18 protein-coding genes and 1 riboswitch are annotated in these 18,033 nt (G+C 37.5%); of the genes, 9 read left to right on the top strand and 9 right to left on the bottom strand.

Annotation, left to right across the window (positions count from 1 at the left end; genetic code table 11):
• Nucleotides 1-4: 4 nt before the first annotated feature.
• The 5 genes from AC1DCY_RS18030 (at nt 5) to AC1DCY_RS18050 (ending at nt 5,969) form a co-directional block, all read left to right on the top strand.
• Nucleotides 5-1,750 (top strand): vWA domain-containing protein, encoded by a 1,746-nt coding sequence (locus tag AC1DCY_RS18030; protein WP_477352372.1) that lies wholly within the window; start codon nt 5-7, stop codon nt 1,748-1,750.
• Entirely contained in the window at nt 1,734-4,331 is a 2,598-nt protein-coding gene (locus tag AC1DCY_RS18035; protein WP_477352374.1) for a VWA domain-containing protein, read from the top strand. Before AC1DCY_RS18030 ends, AC1DCY_RS18035 begins: the two co-directional genes overlap by 17 nt.
• A gap of 354 nt (nt 4,332-4,685) precedes the next feature.
• Nucleotides 4,686-5,108 (top strand): MarR family winged helix-turn-helix transcriptional regulator, encoded by a 423-nt coding sequence (locus AC1DCY_RS18040; protein ID WP_477352376.1) that lies wholly within the window; start codon nt 4,686-4,688, stop codon nt 5,106-5,108.
• 42 nt (nt 5,109-5,150) lie between these two features.
• Nucleotides 5,151-5,474, top strand: a complete 324-nt coding sequence (locus AC1DCY_RS18045) for a ketosteroid isomerase family protein (protein ID WP_477352377.1) — start codon at nt 5,151-5,153, stop codon at nt 5,472-5,474.
• 15 nt (nt 5,475-5,489) lie between these two features.
• A complete protein-coding gene (locus tag AC1DCY_RS18050) occupies nt 5,490-5,969 on the top strand; it encodes an EVE domain-containing protein (RefSeq protein ID WP_477352379.1) in 480 nt (159 codons plus the stop codon).
• Between the two features lie 60 nt (nt 5,970-6,029).
• Here the strand turns inward: AC1DCY_RS18050 and thiW are convergent, their stop codons facing one another.
• From thiW to AC1DCY_RS18090, 8 genes are all read right to left on the bottom strand, one after another.
• Entirely contained in the window at nt 6,030-6,530 is a 501-nt protein-coding gene (thiW, locus tag AC1DCY_RS18055; protein ID WP_477352381.1) for an energy coupling factor transporter S component ThiW, read from the bottom strand.
• 124 nt (nt 6,531-6,654) lie between these two features.
• A riboswitch (TPP riboswitch) is annotated at nt 6,655-6,762 on the bottom strand.
• Nucleotides 6,720-6,968, bottom strand: a complete 249-nt coding sequence (locus tag AC1DCY_RS18060; RefSeq protein ID WP_477352383.1) for a hypothetical protein — start codon at nt 6,966-6,968, stop codon at nt 6,720-6,722. Its footprint overlaps the riboswitch before it by 43 nt.
• A 152-nt stretch (nt 6,969-7,120) precedes the next feature.
• Nucleotides 7,121-8,317, bottom strand: a complete 1,197-nt coding sequence (locus AC1DCY_RS18065) for an MFS transporter (RefSeq protein ID WP_477352385.1) — start codon at nt 8,315-8,317, stop codon at nt 7,121-7,123.
• Nucleotides 8,318-8,521: 204 nt separating this feature from the next.
• Entirely contained in the window at nt 8,522-9,595 is a 1,074-nt protein-coding gene (locus tag AC1DCY_RS18070; RefSeq protein ID WP_477352387.1) for an ABC transporter substrate-binding protein, read from the bottom strand.
• Nucleotides 9,592-10,389 (bottom strand): ABC transporter permease, encoded by a 798-nt coding sequence (locus tag AC1DCY_RS18075; RefSeq protein ID WP_477352389.1) that lies wholly within the window; start codon nt 10,387-10,389, stop codon nt 9,592-9,594. The genes AC1DCY_RS18070 and AC1DCY_RS18075 overlap by 4 nt, the downstream gene beginning before the upstream one ends.
• Nucleotides 10,386-11,198, bottom strand: coding sequence for an ABC transporter permease (locus AC1DCY_RS18080; protein WP_049668260.1), 813 nt, complete (start codon nt 11,196-11,198; stop codon nt 10,386-10,388). Before AC1DCY_RS18080 ends, AC1DCY_RS18075 begins: the two co-directional genes overlap by 4 nt.
• On the bottom strand, nt 11,188-12,294 hold the full coding sequence (locus AC1DCY_RS18085) for an ABC transporter ATP-binding protein (RefSeq protein ID WP_477352392.1): 1,107 nt from the start codon (nt 12,292-12,294) through the stop codon (nt 11,188-11,190). The genes AC1DCY_RS18080 and AC1DCY_RS18085 overlap by 11 nt, the downstream gene beginning before the upstream one ends.
• A gap of 17 nt (nt 12,295-12,311) precedes the next feature.
• Nucleotides 12,312-12,854: a helix-turn-helix domain-containing protein gene (locus AC1DCY_RS18090; protein ID WP_477352394.1), complete on the bottom strand. Its 543-nt coding sequence runs from the start codon at nt 12,852-12,854 to the stop codon at nt 12,312-12,314.
• 408 nt (nt 12,855-13,262) lie between these two features.
• Between AC1DCY_RS18090 and AC1DCY_RS18095 the strand changes: the two genes are divergently transcribed.
• From AC1DCY_RS18095 to AC1DCY_RS18110, 4 genes are all read left to right on the top strand, one after another.
• Nucleotides 13,263-13,805 (top strand): peroxiredoxin, encoded by a 543-nt coding sequence (locus AC1DCY_RS18095; RefSeq protein WP_248718040.1) that lies wholly within the window; start codon nt 13,263-13,265, stop codon nt 13,803-13,805.
• A gap of 291 nt (nt 13,806-14,096) precedes the next feature.
• The gene (locus tag AC1DCY_RS18100; RefSeq protein WP_053483465.1) at nt 14,097-14,549 is read left to right on the top strand and encodes a TlpA family protein disulfide reductase; all 453 of its coding nucleotides are present in this window, start codon (nt 14,097-14,099) and stop codon (nt 14,547-14,549) included.
• A 496-nt stretch (nt 14,550-15,045) separates the two neighbouring features.
• Nucleotides 15,046-15,708, top strand: a complete 663-nt coding sequence (locus AC1DCY_RS18105; protein WP_477352424.1) for a potassium channel family protein — start codon at nt 15,046-15,048, stop codon at nt 15,706-15,708.
• A 5-nt stretch (nt 15,709-15,713) separates the two neighbouring features.
• Nucleotides 15,714-16,193 (top strand): hypothetical protein, encoded by a 480-nt coding sequence (locus tag AC1DCY_RS18110; RefSeq protein WP_477352396.1) that lies wholly within the window; start codon nt 15,714-15,716, stop codon nt 16,191-16,193.
• A 200-nt stretch (nt 16,194-16,393) separates the two neighbouring features.
• Here the strand turns inward: AC1DCY_RS18110 and AC1DCY_RS18115 are convergent, their stop codons facing one another.
• On the bottom strand, nt 16,394-17,656 hold the full coding sequence (locus AC1DCY_RS18115) for a dicarboxylate/amino acid:cation symporter (protein ID WP_460011273.1): 1,263 nt from the start codon (nt 17,654-17,656) through the stop codon (nt 16,394-16,396).
• Nucleotides 17,657-18,033 lie beyond the last annotated feature (377 nt).

Genomic DNA, 18,033 nt, shown 5'->3' on the forward strand with positions numbered 1-18,033 from the left:
CGTATTGGGCTTTAGTCAATTACTTTTTAGCTGGACGGCCATCATCCCGGTCATTGTCCTTCTATATTATTTCTTTCGAAAAAAATATACCGATCAAACCGTATCTTCAACACTTTTTTGGTCGGAAATTATGCAAGAAACACGTGTATCACCATACTTAAAACATTTACAAAAAAATGCTCTGCTCTATTTACAACTACTAGCTCTTCTTTTACTTGTACTAGCATTAATGAATCCTTATGTAAAAAAGTCAACGATCGTTGGTGCGCAGACGATTTTCATTGTAGACACGTCTGCAACAATGTTAGCTGGAAAAGAGCAGTCAACATTTGACACACATAAAAAAGAAATGCTGTCATTGGTCAATGAGCTTGATGGAAGACCTGTGACACTCATTAAAACAGGCAATACGCCAAAAGCTATATTACAGCAGGAAACAAATACTAAAGATATTGAAAAAGCCATTCAAGAGTTACAAGTAACATATGAGACAGCTCAAATGAATAAGGCTTTAGATGTGGCACAAGCTTTTGTCGGTAATACACCAACATCTATTTATGTCTTTACAGATTCGCTCGATAAAAAGCAATTACCGATGGAAAAAGATACGGTGAAGTGGATCGTAAAAGGGTCTGCAAAGGATTTAACAAATATCGCAATTACACGTTTTGCTGCTACTACAGATGGACAATCTGCTATGGCGCTTGTTCAGTTACAAAATGATACGGATCAAGAGCAAAATGTAACCCTTTCGATTGAAAATGTTAAAGGTAAGGAGATAGTTGCGGAGAGTGTTGCATTACCTCCAAATGAAGCTATAACAAAAACTTTCAAAGACCTACCGTTAGAAGATACTATGACTGCCAAGATAGATGCTAAGGATGATTACGCTGTTGATAATTCACAAACTGTATTGCTACAAACAGCTACTGCAAAAGTAGTTGTCGATCAAAGTATGCATCAACTCATTCAAAAAGGTTTGCAAACGATTAATAGTAGCGTGAAGAGTGTTCCATCTTCACAACTGGCTGACAATTTGGATGCCACTGTTGTAACCAATCAGACGGCGCTACTCGAAAAGATGGACAAGCCGATTGTATTATTTGGACGGGATGACGTTGAGAAGGTTGAAGCTACTGGGAAAATCAGTACAACAAGTGATGCATTGTTTGCATTTAGTGAGCTAAAAGATATTTACGTCAGTGCGTTATATCCTGGATTCGATGACTATAAAACGATTGCATCAGTGGGTGACCAGCCATTTATTCAGCGTTCACCAGAAGGGGATATTGTTGTATTAGCTGATATTGCAGATACAGATTGGCCGTTACATCCTTCATTCCCATTATTTTTATGGAGTGCTGAACAGGAGCTATCAGAATCAATTGGTTCACTTGGTATTTTCACACCAAATGAGCAACGTGCAGTTGCTTTAACGCAAGGTGATTGGAGTATATATTCGCAGGAAGATGAGTTTTTATCGTCCATTACGAATGGTCTATTAACAGCACCAATGAAGCCAGGAATTTATACAGCTCGCTCAAATGATGAAGAAAAGCGCTTCATCGTACAGCTTCAAGCGCAAGAGCGTGTGATTGAAAAAGGGACAAGCTATACACTTGGAGAGCTTCCGGATAATGGTAAGGAAGAAATATCGAAAACATCGTTCGTACCTTGGCTTATCCTTATGATCTTAGTATTACTTGTTTTAGAGTGGGAGGTGCAACGACGTCGTGGATTTACGAATTGATATGCCATTAGCATTGTTGCTTTTACTTCCGTTGCTTTTTTATTTTGGATGGACCTATTGGCGTGAGCGTCAGCGCCTAAAAAAAAGCCATATCGTCGTACTAGGTATTCGTATTGTGGCGATATGCTGTTTGGTTTTTGCACTTGCAGGGCCCTATATTTTATTGCCCGTAAAGGAAGAACAAGTATTATTCTTAGTTGACCGTTCCGCTTCAATGAATGGTACAGATGATGAGATGGCCAATTTTATAGCGGAAAGTTTACCGTCRAAAAAAGATGAACAGCTTGCAGGGATATATTCTTTTTCATCGACATTACAAACGGAAGCCATTTTATCGAAATCTTTAAAGGAAGTGCCGAAGTTTACAACCATAAAAGCAACAGATCAAACAAATATTGAACAGAGTCTACAGCTCGCTTCAGGTATTGTAGATCCGAAAAAAGCAACAAGACTTGTGCTCTTAACGGATGGCAATGAAACTAGAGGAGATGCCTTAGAATTTTCATCGAAGTTTAAAGGGTCAAATATAAGTGTTGATGTAATGCCATTTAACCAACCTGTTGCTAAGGATGTATCCATGAAAAGTTTTGTCACACCACAAGTTGCCTATGTAGGTGAGCAACAGCAGCTAGTTGCCGAAATAAATGCAACTGTAGAAGAACAAGGTGAGCTATTACTATACGAAAACGATAAGCTTATTCACCGTGAAGCAGTGGAACTTACAGAAGGGTCAAATGTATTTACGTTTAAACATTCAGCAACGGCAGAAGGGCTTGTAAAATATGAGGCACTCGTGCAGGTTGAACAGGATGCCATTTTTGAAAATAATAAATTAACAAGCGTCACAATGGTGCAAAGCGAACCACATTTACTAATTGTTAATGGCTATGATACGGCATCACCAATTGCAGCAGCACTCGGCAAACAATCAATTGCCTATGATGTTGTAGATGCTAAAAGTCTACCAAATGAACTTTCTAGTTATTTACAATACAATGCCATCATTTTTGATAATGTGCCAGGGCATTTAGTAGGCGAGGCAAAAATGAATGTCATTGAGCAAGCAGTGAAAAATTTCGGTGTCGGTTTTACAATGGTCGGTGGCGAAAATAGCTTTGGCTTAGGTGGCTATTTTAAAACACCAATCGAAACTTTACTACCTGTAGAAATGGAGATTAAAGGTAAAGAACAATTGCCATCATTAGGGCTCGCTATTGTCCTTGACCGCTCTGGAAGTATGTCTGGAGCAAAGCTAGAGCTTGCAAAAGAGGCGGCCGCTCGTTCAGTTGAAATGCTACGAGATGAGGATACTCTCGGGTTTATAGCCTTTGATGATCGACCTTGGGAAATTATTGAGACAGGACCACTTGGCAATAAGGAAGAAGCAGTGGATACCATTTTATCTGTAACGCCAGGAGGGGGTACCGAAATATATGGATCGCTTGCTAAAGCTTATGAAAATCTAGCTGATTTAAAGCTACAGCGTAAGCATATTATTTTATTAACTGATGGCCAGTCTCAACGAGGTAACTATGAAGACTTAATTGCACAAGGAAAAGAGAATGGCATTACTCTTTCAACGGTTGCAATTGGTCAGGATGCAGATGGCAACTTACTTGAAGCACTCAGTGAGATGGGCAGTGGGCGTTTCTATGATGTTATTGATGAGCAGGCGATCCCCTCTATTTTATCTCGTGAAACTGCCATGATTTCACGCACATATATTGAGGATAACCCATTCTATCCAACTATATTTAATACAGCTGGCTGGAACACGTTATTTGCAAATGGTGTACCTAAAATGAATGCTTATATAGGCACGACAGCAAAGCAGGGAGCCACTGTTATTGCAGAAAGTGAGAAGGAAGATCCAGTCCTTGCAGAATGGCAATATGGCCTTGGCAAAACATTCGCCTTTACTTCTGATTCGACAGGAAAATGGACGGGAGACTGGGCAAGATGGCAAAATTGGGGCACGTTTTGGCAAACGCTTATTTCAAAAATGCTACCGAGCTATAACGATGTTGCCTATGATGTACGTCTAGAATCAGACGGTTCATTTGTCATCACTGACCCAACTAATGAAGCGGCGTTCTTAGATATTGTCGCCGTCAATGAAGCGGGCGAAGAACTTGAGACACAGCTTGAAATAATTTCAGCATCACAAGTTCGAGCAGTCGTACAAGCAGAACCTGGACTAATTTTCTTCCGCATTGCCGATGAAGAAAAGGCCATTTATCAGGCAGGCTTAAGCGTACCTTATAGTACTGAATATGAATTACGTCCAGTGAATGATAAGTTAGTCGAAGAATTAACTAAGCAAACAGGCGGCTCCGTTTTGAAAGAACCGAGCGAAGTGTTCCGTGAATTTACTAAAAAAGGTGCGGAACGCCAAAATATTGCAACATGGCTTTTATTAGCAGGGATGCTACTATTCTTCATAGATATAACTATTCGACGCTTTGGTTGGGGCTTCTTCACTAGGCCGAAGAAAAAAGAGCAGCTTGTCGAGGAAAAAACAATACAGGCAGAGGAAACAAATGTTGCCCAATTATTAAAGGGCATGAAAAAACGATCTTAGTAATTTAAAACGATGGTTCATTGCTTTATAGTAATGAACCATCGTTTTTTTGTCCTTTGACATATGCTTTCAGGGATTATCGCCCAACATTTAATTTTATCGACATCCACCAGAGCAAAAAAGGATTCATACAATTGTGTGTAACCCTTTTACTTCATAATGTCGCACAGTCTTCACTTCAATCAGCAGAAATACGCTTTAACTGGTGATCTATTAATTTTAGAATGCTATTTTTGTAAAATAAGTGAATTTAGTGGAATTTATCTTGTAAACAATATATATGTGTGTAATAATTTATGATAGTAATAATTTATTACTATCATTTTGTAGTACTATAAATTTGGGGGTTCAAAAATGACCAATATAATGAATTCATTTGGTTTTCTCAGTTTTAAATTAGCGGAGTCTTTAGAGGAAAATCTCGAGCAATATATTAGCGAAAAATTTCAAATGAAATCTAGAGAAGTTGGGATCATGATGGCTGTAAAAAACCAAAAACTTAGCCAAATTCAAATAGGGCAGATTTTAAAGTTAGATAAAAATAGTGTCCGCTTTTTTATCGATGGACTAGAAGAAAGAAAGTATGTTTATAGGGAGAAAAATCCAGAAAATAGAAGAGAAAATTTAATATGCCTTACGGAACAGGGTGAAAATTTGGCGGAAGAATTAATGAAGACTCTTGCGATTTCTGAGAATGAAGTTTTAAACGTACTTTCATTGGAAGAAAAAGAGCTATTGAAAAGTATTATGAAAAAAGTATATGAAAATCATTCATAGGGATTAAAAACTTATAAATAAAAAAAGAAAGAGTGAAGAGAAATGAAAGCTGTAGAGGTTATGAAGGAGTATTTAAGAAGAGCACAAGAAGAGGGCCAAGATTTATCAGATATGTATGCAGATCATGGGGAATTAAAAAATTTTAAAGGTGAAATTTTTAAAGGAAGGAAAGAAATACAAAACTTTTACACGTCACCTATGCCAAAAGGCTTTAAATTAACTATCCAAAATATTGATGGTGATGATACAGAATGTATTGCAACCGTTTCCACTACTTGGGATGGTTTGCCAAACCCAGTGATTTTGGAAGAAAGGTTGATTCTTGAAAATGAAAAAATAAAATCGTTGGCGATGATTCCAAAATAAGAGGGGACGGAAGCTATGTCATTAAATCCTAATAAAAATTCTCTTCCTACACCTGAAAGAGACACGAAATATTGGATTGGTGTGGTATCTCTTAATCATGTGCAAAAAGGGGTTGAGGGAGGATTTGGTCAGCTATGCCATGGTAAAGAAAGGCCTTTGAAACGAATGCAAAAAGGAGACTGGATCATTTATTATTCTCCTAAAAAAAGTCTAGATGGTAATGAGCCTGTAAGAGCATTTACAGCAATTGGAAGAGTAAAGGACGAGCGAATATACGAGTTCCAAATGGCAGAGAATTTTATTCCTTTTAGAAGAGATATAGACTTTTTTAAAGATGCAAAAGCTGTGCAGATAAAAAGAATCTTAGATTATTTAGAATTTGTAGAGGATAAATCGAAATATGGCTATAAATTCAGATTTGGTCATTTTGAAATAAGCAAAAAAGACTTTTTATTAATTGCTCATGAAATGGGATTACCGTTGAAATATGGGTGAATAGGCTTTGAATAAAAAACGTTACTTTCTTAATTAATGAAAGTAACGTTTTTAAATTCATTATTTAAGCTGAGTGTTAAGGGTAGTTACAAATACTGTTTTACGCAAATTGCTGGCAATGACAATGCCTAAGATAGCACCAATAGTACTTGATGTTAAAAAAGCTGGCATGAAAAATAAAGCAGCAACGGATGTCCCCATTAATAAATGTGCATAAGGTACTGCAATAAGTGAGGCAATGATACCTGTTCCAAACATTTCACCGACACCTGCTAGCCATTGCTTGCCGCTGTATTTATAGGCAAGAGCTGCACATAAAGCACCAATAACACTACCAGGTATAGCTAGTAATGAGCCTGTGCCTGTTAAAATACGAATAATGGCTGTGACGAGGGCGATCATAACAGTAGGCACCGGTCCAAGAATGATAGCACCGATAACATTAATGGCATGCTGGACAGGGTAGGCACGTGCAATTCCCGTTGGTATTGAAACGAAGGTAGAACCTGCTACGGCAATTGCTACTAATAAGGCCATAATTGTTAATTTTCGAATTGACATAATTTCCACTCCTTTGAATGTGAATTTTATAGTTAGCGCCGCTAAACCTGAGAGAATCGCCGCTAAAGCGTAAAAAAGCCGCTTCCTTAAAACAATAGGAAGCGGCCTTGCATTTAATAGTAAAAAGCAAGTGTCGCCACTTCCCTCCGCTAGTGTGAACTAGATCAGGTTCAAAGGGTCCGTATATGATCATATACGTCTCAGCCTTTTAAAGACTCCCCTAGTGGTAATTAAATTAACTTCTTTCAGCAGTAGTCTTCCACCTTTATAGGTGGTGAGATGAATGCCGGTTATAAGTTGCTTTTCAGCAGGTGTCCAAACATCTGTACCTGTCGCTACGCTTTCGGTACAAAAGACATCCGCTGAAATATAGGAACTCAGTCTAAGATCGCCACGTTCTGTGGCAACGACTGAGTGACCAACATCATGTTGGCCCAAAGCCTCCGGCGGATGTCACGGATTTTGAAAGGAATGAATTGTGCGGGCACAATTCAAAATCCGGACGCAATTACGCCAAGGCGAAATTGATTTGTTAGTTTTTCTCATAAATAATGTAGCATACTACTAAAATTAGTCAATAACTTTTCAGACTATTTTGTATCAGGATGCATAAGGTGTGGTGCTTTTTTCATTGTCCAAATTAGGGCAAGGAAGAAACAAGCCATTAAAATAATAGACCCGAATATATAAGGACTGTTCATATTCCAATCGAATAATATACCTGCTAAAGCTGGACCAATCATATTACCAAGACTCATATACGCATTGTTCAATCCAGCTGCATAGCCTTGTTCATTTTCAGCAAGCTTTGAAATCAATGTGTTGACAGCTGGACGAATCAATGTCGTAGCTGTAGAGAAGATTGTCGCTACAATTAAAATAAGTGCAAAGCCAGATGCGAATAATATTAAGAAAATCGAAACGGCTGCAATAAATAAATTGACTAACACTACTTTCATTTCGCCGAAACGATTAAACAGTGGTGTAATAACAAACATCTGTACAACAACACCAAAAGCGCCGCCCATAACTAATATAATGGCGATATCAGTAGGTGTGTAATTAAACTTTTCTGTAACAAATAATGATAATGTTGTTTGGAAGTTAGCAATCCCGAAAGAGAATACAAGCATGATAATTAGCATGACAAAATAAGGCATTTGGACTGAACGAGCCATCTGCTTTACAAGATTATCTTGCTTCTGCGCTTTTTTCGCTGTGTTCGGTTTTGTAGCAGGCAATAAAAAGAACGATAAAATAGCTGCTAAGATAGCTGCACATCCAGCAGTATAGAATGGAAAATGCAAACTAACTTTTGAGAGGAATCCACCGATACCTGGTCCGATCATAAAACCCAAGGACATTGCTGCCCCTAGCATACCCATACCTTTTCCTCGTTCCTCATACGTTGTGACATCTGCCACAAATGCCATTATAGGAGGAGCCACAAATGCAGATCCAAGGCCACCTAAAAAGCGTGCCAAGAAGAGCATCCATACATCTGTTGAAAGCCCGAAACCAATTTGTGCAAGTCCTGTTACGATAAGGCCGAAAATAATGAGATTTTTACGACCGTATTGATCCGAAAGATTCCCAGCGATTGGAGAAAATACGAATTGTGCAAAGGCGAACGTTGCAATCAACATACCAAGTACTTGTCCTGCAGCGCCAAATAGTTTTAAATACTCAGGCATGACAGGAATAATAATTCCGATACTTCCCATTGCGATAAACATATTAAACATTAAAATATACAAAGCCGCCTTATTAGACTTCTGCTGGGTCATCGAATACCCCTTTCTTTAATCAAATATACTACAGTCTACCACAAGGCTTGTACGTTTGCTATTGACTATAAGTCTGAAATTTACTAGTAAAGTTATAGGGATTCTTTTGTTTAACATAAATACGGCCTGCTAGTTTTCCAAAGAAGTTTACTTCCAACTAAACGATAAAAAGCTGTTCTCAACGTAATGTGAGAACAGCTTAGATTATCGAATACTCATTTTAAATTCTAAAAACAGCTCATTGTATTTGCCTAAATAATCAGGACCTAGGTTTTTATAAACTTCTAATGTTTTACGTTGTTCTTCAGAAGGATAGAAGCGCTTATCAGATACAACTTCTTTATCCATTAACTTCATCGCTGCAATATTAGGGGTAGAATAGCCTACATAATCAGCGTTTTGAGCACCTGATTCAGCTTTCAACATAAAATTAATGAAGGCATGTGCACCATCAATATTTTTTGATGTTTTTGGGATAACCATATTGTCAAACCACAAGTTTGAGCCTTCTTTTGGTACAGCGAAGTCTAAATCTTCATTTTCTGACAGCATGTCTGCTGCTTGACCAGACCAAGTGAGTGCTACAGCAGCTTCATTATTAACCATCAGCGGTGTAATCTCATCCCCGATAATGGCTTTAACATTTGGCGCCAATGTAATTAGTTTATCAGTAGCTTTACGTAGCTCTTGGTTATTTAAAGAGTTGAGTGAGTAGCCAAGGTTGTTTAAGCCCATACCAATCACCTCACGTGCACCGTCTACTAAAAAGACTTTACGTTTTAACGAAGGGTCCCATAAGTCCTTCCAAGATGAGAAGTCTAAATTTCCAACGAGCTTTGGATTATAGACAATGCCGACTGTTCCCCAGAAATATGGAACAGAATATTTATTGTCGTCATCAAATGGTAAATCTAAAAAATAAGGATCGATATTTTTTATATTAGGGATTTTCGTTTTATCTAAAGGAATAAGTAAGTTTTCTTCCTTCATTTTTTCAATCATATATTCAGAAGGTATTGCGATATCGTAAGCTGTACCACCTTGTTGAATTTTTGTCATCATTGCTTCATTAGAATCAAACGTTTCATAGATGACGTGAATGCCTGTTTCTTTTTCAAACTGCTTCAGCAAATCTGGGTCAATATATTCTCCCCAGTTAAAGATTGTTAACGTATCTTTACCACTTTTCCCACCGCTGGCACTTAGGGCGTCAGCAGCATAGAACAAAAGGGCGGAAACGACAAGGATTGCGACTGTTGCTTGAATTAATTGCTTCATTGAGTTCCCCCCGTTCTTTTACTAGCACGGCTTGTAATGAAGTAATAGCCAACTACGACGATAACTGTTACAAAGAATACTAAACCAGAAATAGCGTTAACCGTTAAGGAAATACCGGCACGAGCCATAGAGTAAATTTCAACAGATAAAGTACTAAAGCCGTTACCTGTCACGAAAAATGTTACCGCAAAATCATCAAGAGAATACGTTAAGGCAAGGAAGAATCCCGCAAAAATCCCCGGTTGAATATACGGTAAAATAACACGCATCATGACATCTTTTTTCGTTGCTCCTAAATCTAATGCAGCATCGATTAAAGATTTATTCATTTCTAATAGTTTCGGTAAGACCATCAGTACAACAATTGGAACACTGAACGCTACGTGTGCTATTAATACAGAAGTAAAGCCTAATTTAATACCGATCATTGTGAATAAAATTAAAAAGCTTGCACCGATAATAACATCCGGGCTAACAATTAACACATTATTTAAAGAAAGTAGTGTATTGCGCATTTTTGAATCTTTAACAGTGACAATGCCAATAGCTCCTAGTGTCCCGATGATTGTAGAAATCAATGCAGAGAGTAATGCCACGATGACTGTATTAATTAGAATTACGATTAGACGTGAATCCTCAAACACGGCTTTATAATGTTCTAACGTAAAGGACTCAAAATTATTCATCGATCCGCCACTATTGAACGAATAGAAGATTAAATAGAAGATAGGTGCATACAAAACGATAAAAACAATCGCTAAATATACTTTTGCTGTAGCAGATAGTTTTTTCATCGTACGCGACCTCCTTTATCCTTTTTCTGTCCTGTAATTAACATAACGATGACCATGAATAAAATTAAGAACACAGCAATTGTTGAACCCATTCCCCAGTTTTGAGTCACAAGGAATTGTTGTTCAATAGCTGTACCAAGTGTAATAACACGGTTTCCTGCAATTAAACGAGTGATCATGAAGAGTGATAATGCAGGAATAAATACAACTTGAATACCTGATTTAACACCGTCCATTGTTAACGGCAATATCACGCGACGGAACGTAGTAAAAGCAGATGCCCCTAAATCACGTGCTGCATAAACAAGAGCCGGATTTAAACGATCCAATGAGTTGAAAATCGGTAAAATCATAAATGGAATAAAAATATAAACGGATACGAACACAAAGCTAATGTCAGTAAATAGCATTTGCTTCGGATCAAAACCAAATACTTCGATAAATGCATTTAATGGGCCGTACAAGCCGAATATCCCAATAAAGGCATATGTTTTTAACAAAAGATTAATCCAAGAAGGAATAATAATTAGTAAAAGCCAAAGCTGTTTATGTTTCGTCTTCGTTAAAAAATAGGCTGTTGGATACGAAACAAGTAACGTAAAGAATGTAATTAAAAACGCATACCAGAATGAACTTAATGTCATTTTTAAATAGACAGAAGTAAAGAATGCTTTATAGTTATCGAGCGTGAAATTGCCATGTATATCTAGTAGGGAATAGTAAACAACGAGTGCAATCGGCGCGATAACAAAAAGTGCAATCCATAAAACATAAGGAAATAAGGCTGATTTCGAAGTCTTAGTTTGCATCTTCGTCGTCCCCGTACGCCTCTAAACGTTTATCGAATTCTTCTTCTGTTTCATTTAAGCGCATTACATGAATTGCTTCTGAATCAAAGTCTAAACCAATTTCTGTCCCTACTTCAGCTTTTTTCAATGAATGTACAAGCCATTCATTCCCATCTTCGTCGTAAGTGGATAATTCATAATGTACCCCTCGGAACAATTGAGTATCAACTTTCACGACAAGTTTGCCTTTATCAATTGTTGTCATTTCTAAATCCTCTGGTCGAATGACAATATCAATTTTTTCGTTTGGTCTCATACCTTGGTCAACACATTCGAAAACTTTACCAGCAAATTCTACTTTGAAATCTTCAATCATCACGCCAGGAACAATGTTTGATTCACCAATAAAATCAGCAACGAAGCGATTAATTGGTTCATCATAAATATCTACTGGTGTACCAGATTGTTGAATTTCACCTTCACTTAAAACAAATATTTCATCACTCATCGCAAGTGCTTCTTCTTGATCGTGTGTAACAAAGACAAATGTTTTTCCAAGGCGTTGTTGTAACTCTCGTAGCTCATACTGCATTTCTGTACGTAGCTTTAAATCTAAAGCAGAAAGAGGCTCATCAAGTAAAATTACTTCAGGATCATTCACAATCGCACGAGCAATAGCAACACGCTGACGTTGACCACCTGACATTTCAGAAATTTCACGATTGCTATAGCCTGCTAAGTTAACGAATTTTAATGCTTCAGCAACACGGTTTTTAATTTCACTTTCAGGAAGCTTTTTAATGCGAAGTCCAAATGCGACGTTTTCAAAAACGTTTAAATGAGGGAACAACGCGTAATCCTGAAAAACAGTATTTACTTGGCGTTCATTTGCTGGTACGGAGTTGATTTTTTTATCATGAAAATAGATATTTCCTGTTGTCGGTTCTGTGAATCCAGCAATCATACGTAAAATAGTTGTTTTACCACAACCAGAAGGACCTAGCAGTGTATAGAATTTTCCCTTTTCTAGCTCCAAGTTAATGTTTTTTAAGACGACAGTGCCGTCATTATAGGACTTTGAAACATTTTCAAAGCGGATAATCGAATTCGTTGTCATAGATGTGCCTCCTTAAGCTATAAATATGAATCCGTTGCGACAAGTAAAATTTTTGTTTCATCAGCATGTGCATTAAAAATTTGGTGATGATCTGTCGCGTCAAAATAGAGAGCATTGCCTTCACTCGCTATGTACTGTTCATCTCCTAAAACGAGACGAATACGACCTTCGACAATATAAATAAATGTTTCCGAGAGTGAGGGCTCAAACTGTTTGAATTCCCCCTCAGCAGCAAGTGTCAAGAAAATAGGCTCCATCTCTTTTTCATTTGAAGTAGGAATGAGCCACTGAATTTCATATTTTTTTTCTTCGTCTGTATAAGTGGATTGATCTTCTTCTGTATATACAACCTTTTGTTCAGGTGCTTCATCATCGAAAAATTCCTTAGGTGTTGAACCTAAAACCTCTAATAATGAAAAAAGAGTTTCAATGGAAGGTGAATTTAGATCACGTTCTAATTGAGAGATATACCCTTTACTTAAATCTGTACGTTCTCCAAGTTCCTCTTGGGTAAGACCTTTTTTTAAACGAAGCGCTTTGATTTTTGCTCCTATTTGCATCTTTTCCCTCCTAGAAGAAGTTTAGCAATCATAAACTTTTGAAATACGAAGTTTACTTTAACGAAACTTTTAGTTTACTAAAACCATTACAATTATACATAATAATAAAGAATTTGCAATCGTTTTTTATCAAAAAAAAGTAGATGAAATTTTTAGAAATTATACATAAATGTAGCGTAGAAAAATTTCGTTTAAACTAGAATAAAAATGTTAAAGATAGTTAATAAATAGGCTGTAGCAGCTATTCCATTTGGGGATTTGACGGAAATTTGTCAGACAATTTAATATGTGCACTTTTGTGAAGTTTACTTGTTTGAAAAACTACGATTACTCTGTTATCGTAGAAGACGAGTTCGCTGGTGCGAATGGAATATATATATACTACATATTTAATCGGAGGGATTTATAATGGCAGAACGCATGGTAGGTAAACAAGCACCTGACTTTACAATGGAAGCAGTACTTCCAGACAAATCATTTGGTAAAGTATCATTAGAAGACATTAAAGCACAAGACAAATGGACAGTTCTTTTCTTCTATCCAATGGACTTCACATTCGTATGTCCAACAGAAATCACTGCAATGAGCGATCGTTACGATGAGTTCGAAGACTTAGATGCAGAAGTAATCGGTGTTTCTACTGATACAATCCACACTCACTTAGCTTGGATTAACACTGACCGCACTAAAAATGGTCTTGGTGAGTTAAAATACCCACTAGCAGCAGATACTAATCACCAAATTTCACAAGAATATGGTGTATTAATTGAAGAAGAAGGTATCGCACTACGCGGCTTATTCATCATCAACCCAGAAGGTGAATTAAAATACCAAACAGTATTCGATAACAACATCGGCCGTGATGTAGACGAAACTTTACGTGTACTTCAAGCTTTACAAACTGGTGGTCTTTGCCCAGCAAACTGGCGCCCAGGTCAAGCAACTCTATAAATCAAGGCTTGGCGAAATTGATTATTTAACAAATAAAGAGTCCCCACAGCAAGTTTGTGGGGATTTTTTTAAACTTGATATAGAAAAAGGTTCATCACTAAAAATTGTGGATGACTTTTGTTAAAACGTCTACTATGTAAATAAGTTGATTGGAGTGGAGGCTGGACGCCCCCAGGAAGCTCTTCTCTGTGCGAAAGCGTAGCGACAGCAACAACAAAGCGCCCAGCCGGAACGGAAATCAACCACACGTTTTGATAACGGTCCCAGAAAAAAGAAAAAGGAGAATGTTTTATGAAACTTCGTGAACAAATGCCTGAACTTGTAGGCGCAACAACTTGGTTAAATGGTGAAGTAACAAAAGCGGATTTAGTTGGCGAAAAACCAACGTTAATCCATTTCTGGTCAGTTAGTTGCCATTTATGTAAAGAAGCAATGCCGGATGTCAACAATTTCCGTGATCAATACAAAGATGAGCTAAACGTTATTGCCGTGCATATGCCACGTTCTGAGGAAGATACAAATTTAGAAACAATCAAATCGGTAGCAGCAGAGCATGACATTGTTCAACCAATCTTTGTTGATAGCGAATTAAAGCTTACAGATGCATTTGAAAACCAATACGTACCTGCTTATTTTGTTTTTGATAAAGATGGTCAGCTTCGTCACATGCAAGCTGGTGGCAGCGGTATGAAAATGTTGGAAAAACGTGTAAATCGTGTTTTAGATGAAATGCGCAACGCATAAAATAGCAGATTAAGAGGCGAGGGATATTTTTTCCTCGTCTTTTTTATGGAAAACGGGATTATTTTGGAGCTTGGCAAATGTGACTTACCCTGAGCGAATAAGGAATCGAGTTGATTGAAACAAAAGAGCAAGCGGATGGAGAAGTGACCAGGGAGAAAAGAGGTTGGCCAGATCACTTCATCGGGCAACCCGAGCAGTTTAGAGGCAAACCAGATCACTTTCTGTGGCAACCCGAGCAGTTTTGGTGCAAACCAGATCACTTTCTGTGGCAACCCGAGCAGTTTTGGTGCAAAACAGATCACTACCTGGGCCAACCCGAGCAGTTTAGTCTCTCACCGATTAAATCCTGACGACATCCGAGCAAAAAAGCCACTAAGCAGAACGGCCCTGTCCAAGGAATATCTTTTATTGACGAATTGTCTCTTGTTTTGACGATACATATAGCAGAGAATACGTTACAATAATGGTATAGTAGTTTTCGGAGGGATTTTTAATGATGAAAAAAGAGTTTGCTGTCATTGGACTTGGACGTTTTGGAGGAAGCATTGTTCGCGAACTAATGAGTCAAGGCGCACACGTTATGGCGATAGATCATTCCTCAGAGCGGGTGGACGAGTTTGCTTCCATTGCCACACAGGCCGTTATCGCAGATTCGACGGATGAATCGGTATTAATTTCATTAGGTATTCGTAATTTTGAGCATGTTATCGTAGCGATTGGTGAAAATATTCAGGCTAGTATTTTGTCGACTATTATTTTAAAAGAAATTGGTGTTCAGCAGATTACTGTAAAGGCTCAGAATGATTACCATGAAAAAGTTCTGCGCAAAATTGGCGCAGATTTTGTCGTGCATCCTGAGCGTGATATGGGGATACGTATTGCCAATAATATGTTGTCTAATACAGTGCTTGATTATTTAGAGCTTTCGGATGAACATTCAATTATGGAGCTTAAGGCCAATGATGCTATTGCAGGTTACTCTATTATGGATCTAGATATTCGAGCAAAGTACGGGATTAATATTGTAGGTCTTAAGCGTGGTGCAGATATCATCGTATCTCCACAGGCGAGTGATAAAATTTTGCTAGGAGATATTATGCTTGTCATTGGGGCGGATGTAGACATTAACCGCTTTGTCAAAAAGGCATTGAATGGGTAATGAAAATGAATAAACGAAGATGGAAACTAGTTTTATTTGCTGGAATTATTCTTATTGTCGCCTTTACGTTGCAATCTCGCGACAAAAATGAGGAAGAGGCTATTTCTCGCATTTTAGATCACGCAGCAGAAATTGATGCAATCGAGCTATTTAAAGGAGAGAAATCTTTATTTCGAGCAACAGGTCAAGATGCAACAGCCTATATTGAAAACTATCCGCTAAGCCATATTAAGAAACTAAGCAAAAAAGAACGAGCTATATTTGAAGAAAAACCACTTTATCATATTGTTTACGAAATTAAAGGGGAGCCTTTATATGAGGTAGATATTTTAAAGGTCGCGATTAGCTCTGAGCTTAGTGAAGAATTACAGCAGATGGTTTTTAATGTTGGGGATCAGCAATATTTGATATATTGGGCAAAAGAGAAAAAAGCACTTGAACAATCAACAAATACGCAACGTTTGATTGAACAATATGTTAAATAAAAAGGGTAGTGAAAACAGCAACTAGCTGTAATCACTACCCTTTCTTGTAGTTAAGGAAAATTATAGTTTTTTTTGTCTGTAGATAACCTAGAACATAGTAGGCGTCTAGGCTAAAGTGCTACATCCTCGAGGTCGCTTCGATCCCTCGGGGAAAAGTGGTGGAGCGTTTACTTTTACTTCGGGCTTTAACGTATTTGTTCTTAGGACACAATAGTATTTTTTCCTTGAAGTGCACGTTCTTGCATTTCTACATCAAATTCCTTTTCCGATTTCGATACGACTACACAAGCTACACCGTTACCAATTAAATTTGTTACGGCACGTGCCTCAGACATGAAGCGGTCAACACCGATTAATAGCGCAATCCCTTCGACTGGAATCATTGGGAAAGCAGCAAGAGTTGCTGCTAATGTGATAAAACCAGAACCTGTTACACCAGCGGCTCCTTTAGATGTAATCATTAAAATCCCAAGAAGTGTAATGATCTGAATCCACGTCAAATCCATTCCGTATGCTTGTGCAATAAATAATGCAGCCATTGATAGGTAGATGGACGTTCCATCAAGATTGAAGGAATAACCGGTTGGTACTACTAATCCAACAACTTGTTTAGAGCAACCAAAGTTTTCTAATTTACGCATCATAGATGGCAAGGCAGATTCAGACGATGAGGTACCAATTACTAAGAAAATCTCTTCTTTTATATAAGCGATAAATTTAAAAATGTTGAAGCCAAAGAATTTTGCGATCGTTCCTAAAACAAAAACTACGAATAAGAACATAGTAATGTATACTGCGGCCATTAATAGACCTAAGTTGCCTAACGATTTCAAACCAAAATTACCAATCGTAAAGGCCATTGCACCAAAAGCACCTATTGGAGATATTTTCATCACCATACTTACGATTTTGAAGAAAATTTCTGCCACTTGTTCAAAAAATGTGATGACAGGTTTTGCAGGTGCTCCAATAGAAGCAGCAGCTAAGCCGAACAAGATTGCAGAGAATAACACAGGAAGTAATTGTCCTGTTGCAAGTGCACCTACAACGTTTTCAGGAATAATGCTAGAGATGAAAGCACCTAAGCCTTGCTCAGACTCTGCTGCAGCAGTTGTATATTTTGAGATATCGGCTTCGGAAGCACCTGATGTATCTAAACCTGTACCAGGGCTAACGATTAAGGCAACAGCAATACCGATTGCTAAGGCAATGGTAGAGACAATTTCGAAATACAGTAACGCCTTTCCTCCGATTTTTCCAACTTTTTTCATATCTCCCATACTACCGATTCCAATTACAACTGTTAAGAAGATAATAGGGGCGATCAACATTTTAATTAGCTTAATGAATAAGTCAGCCAGGATTTTAAGGCTTGCACCAAACTCAGGGAAGATAGCCCCAACAATCACCCCAAGAATAATTGCAGCTATCACCTGAACAGTCAGATTTTTCAGTAATTTCACTTTATGCTACCTCTTTTCTAAATTTTCTCTTTGATATCGTTTTCACTAGAACTATCATAGCGAATCCTTTTAGAAAAAAGAGATTTAGAAAATAAGAAACATATCGTTCATTAAGTACATTCATCCATATTTTAAATAAAACGTAGTGTTTTCAATAACTTAAGCTGTTATGATACTCTGTGAATAATTTACTATTGTTATAATACAAAAATAATTAATGAAAGAAAATTTAGTTTTATGTCAATTTTTTGTAATATTGTTCATTAAGTTCATGACTTTCTCCTACTTATGTCAACTAAAAGTGTTGTCAAAAGATTTTTTTGAAGATAATCTTAAAAGCATATCATTGATAGAAGTGACATTCTGAGCATGAGTAA

It is taken from the genome of Lysinibacillus sp. 10T31, from assembly GCF_056394365.1.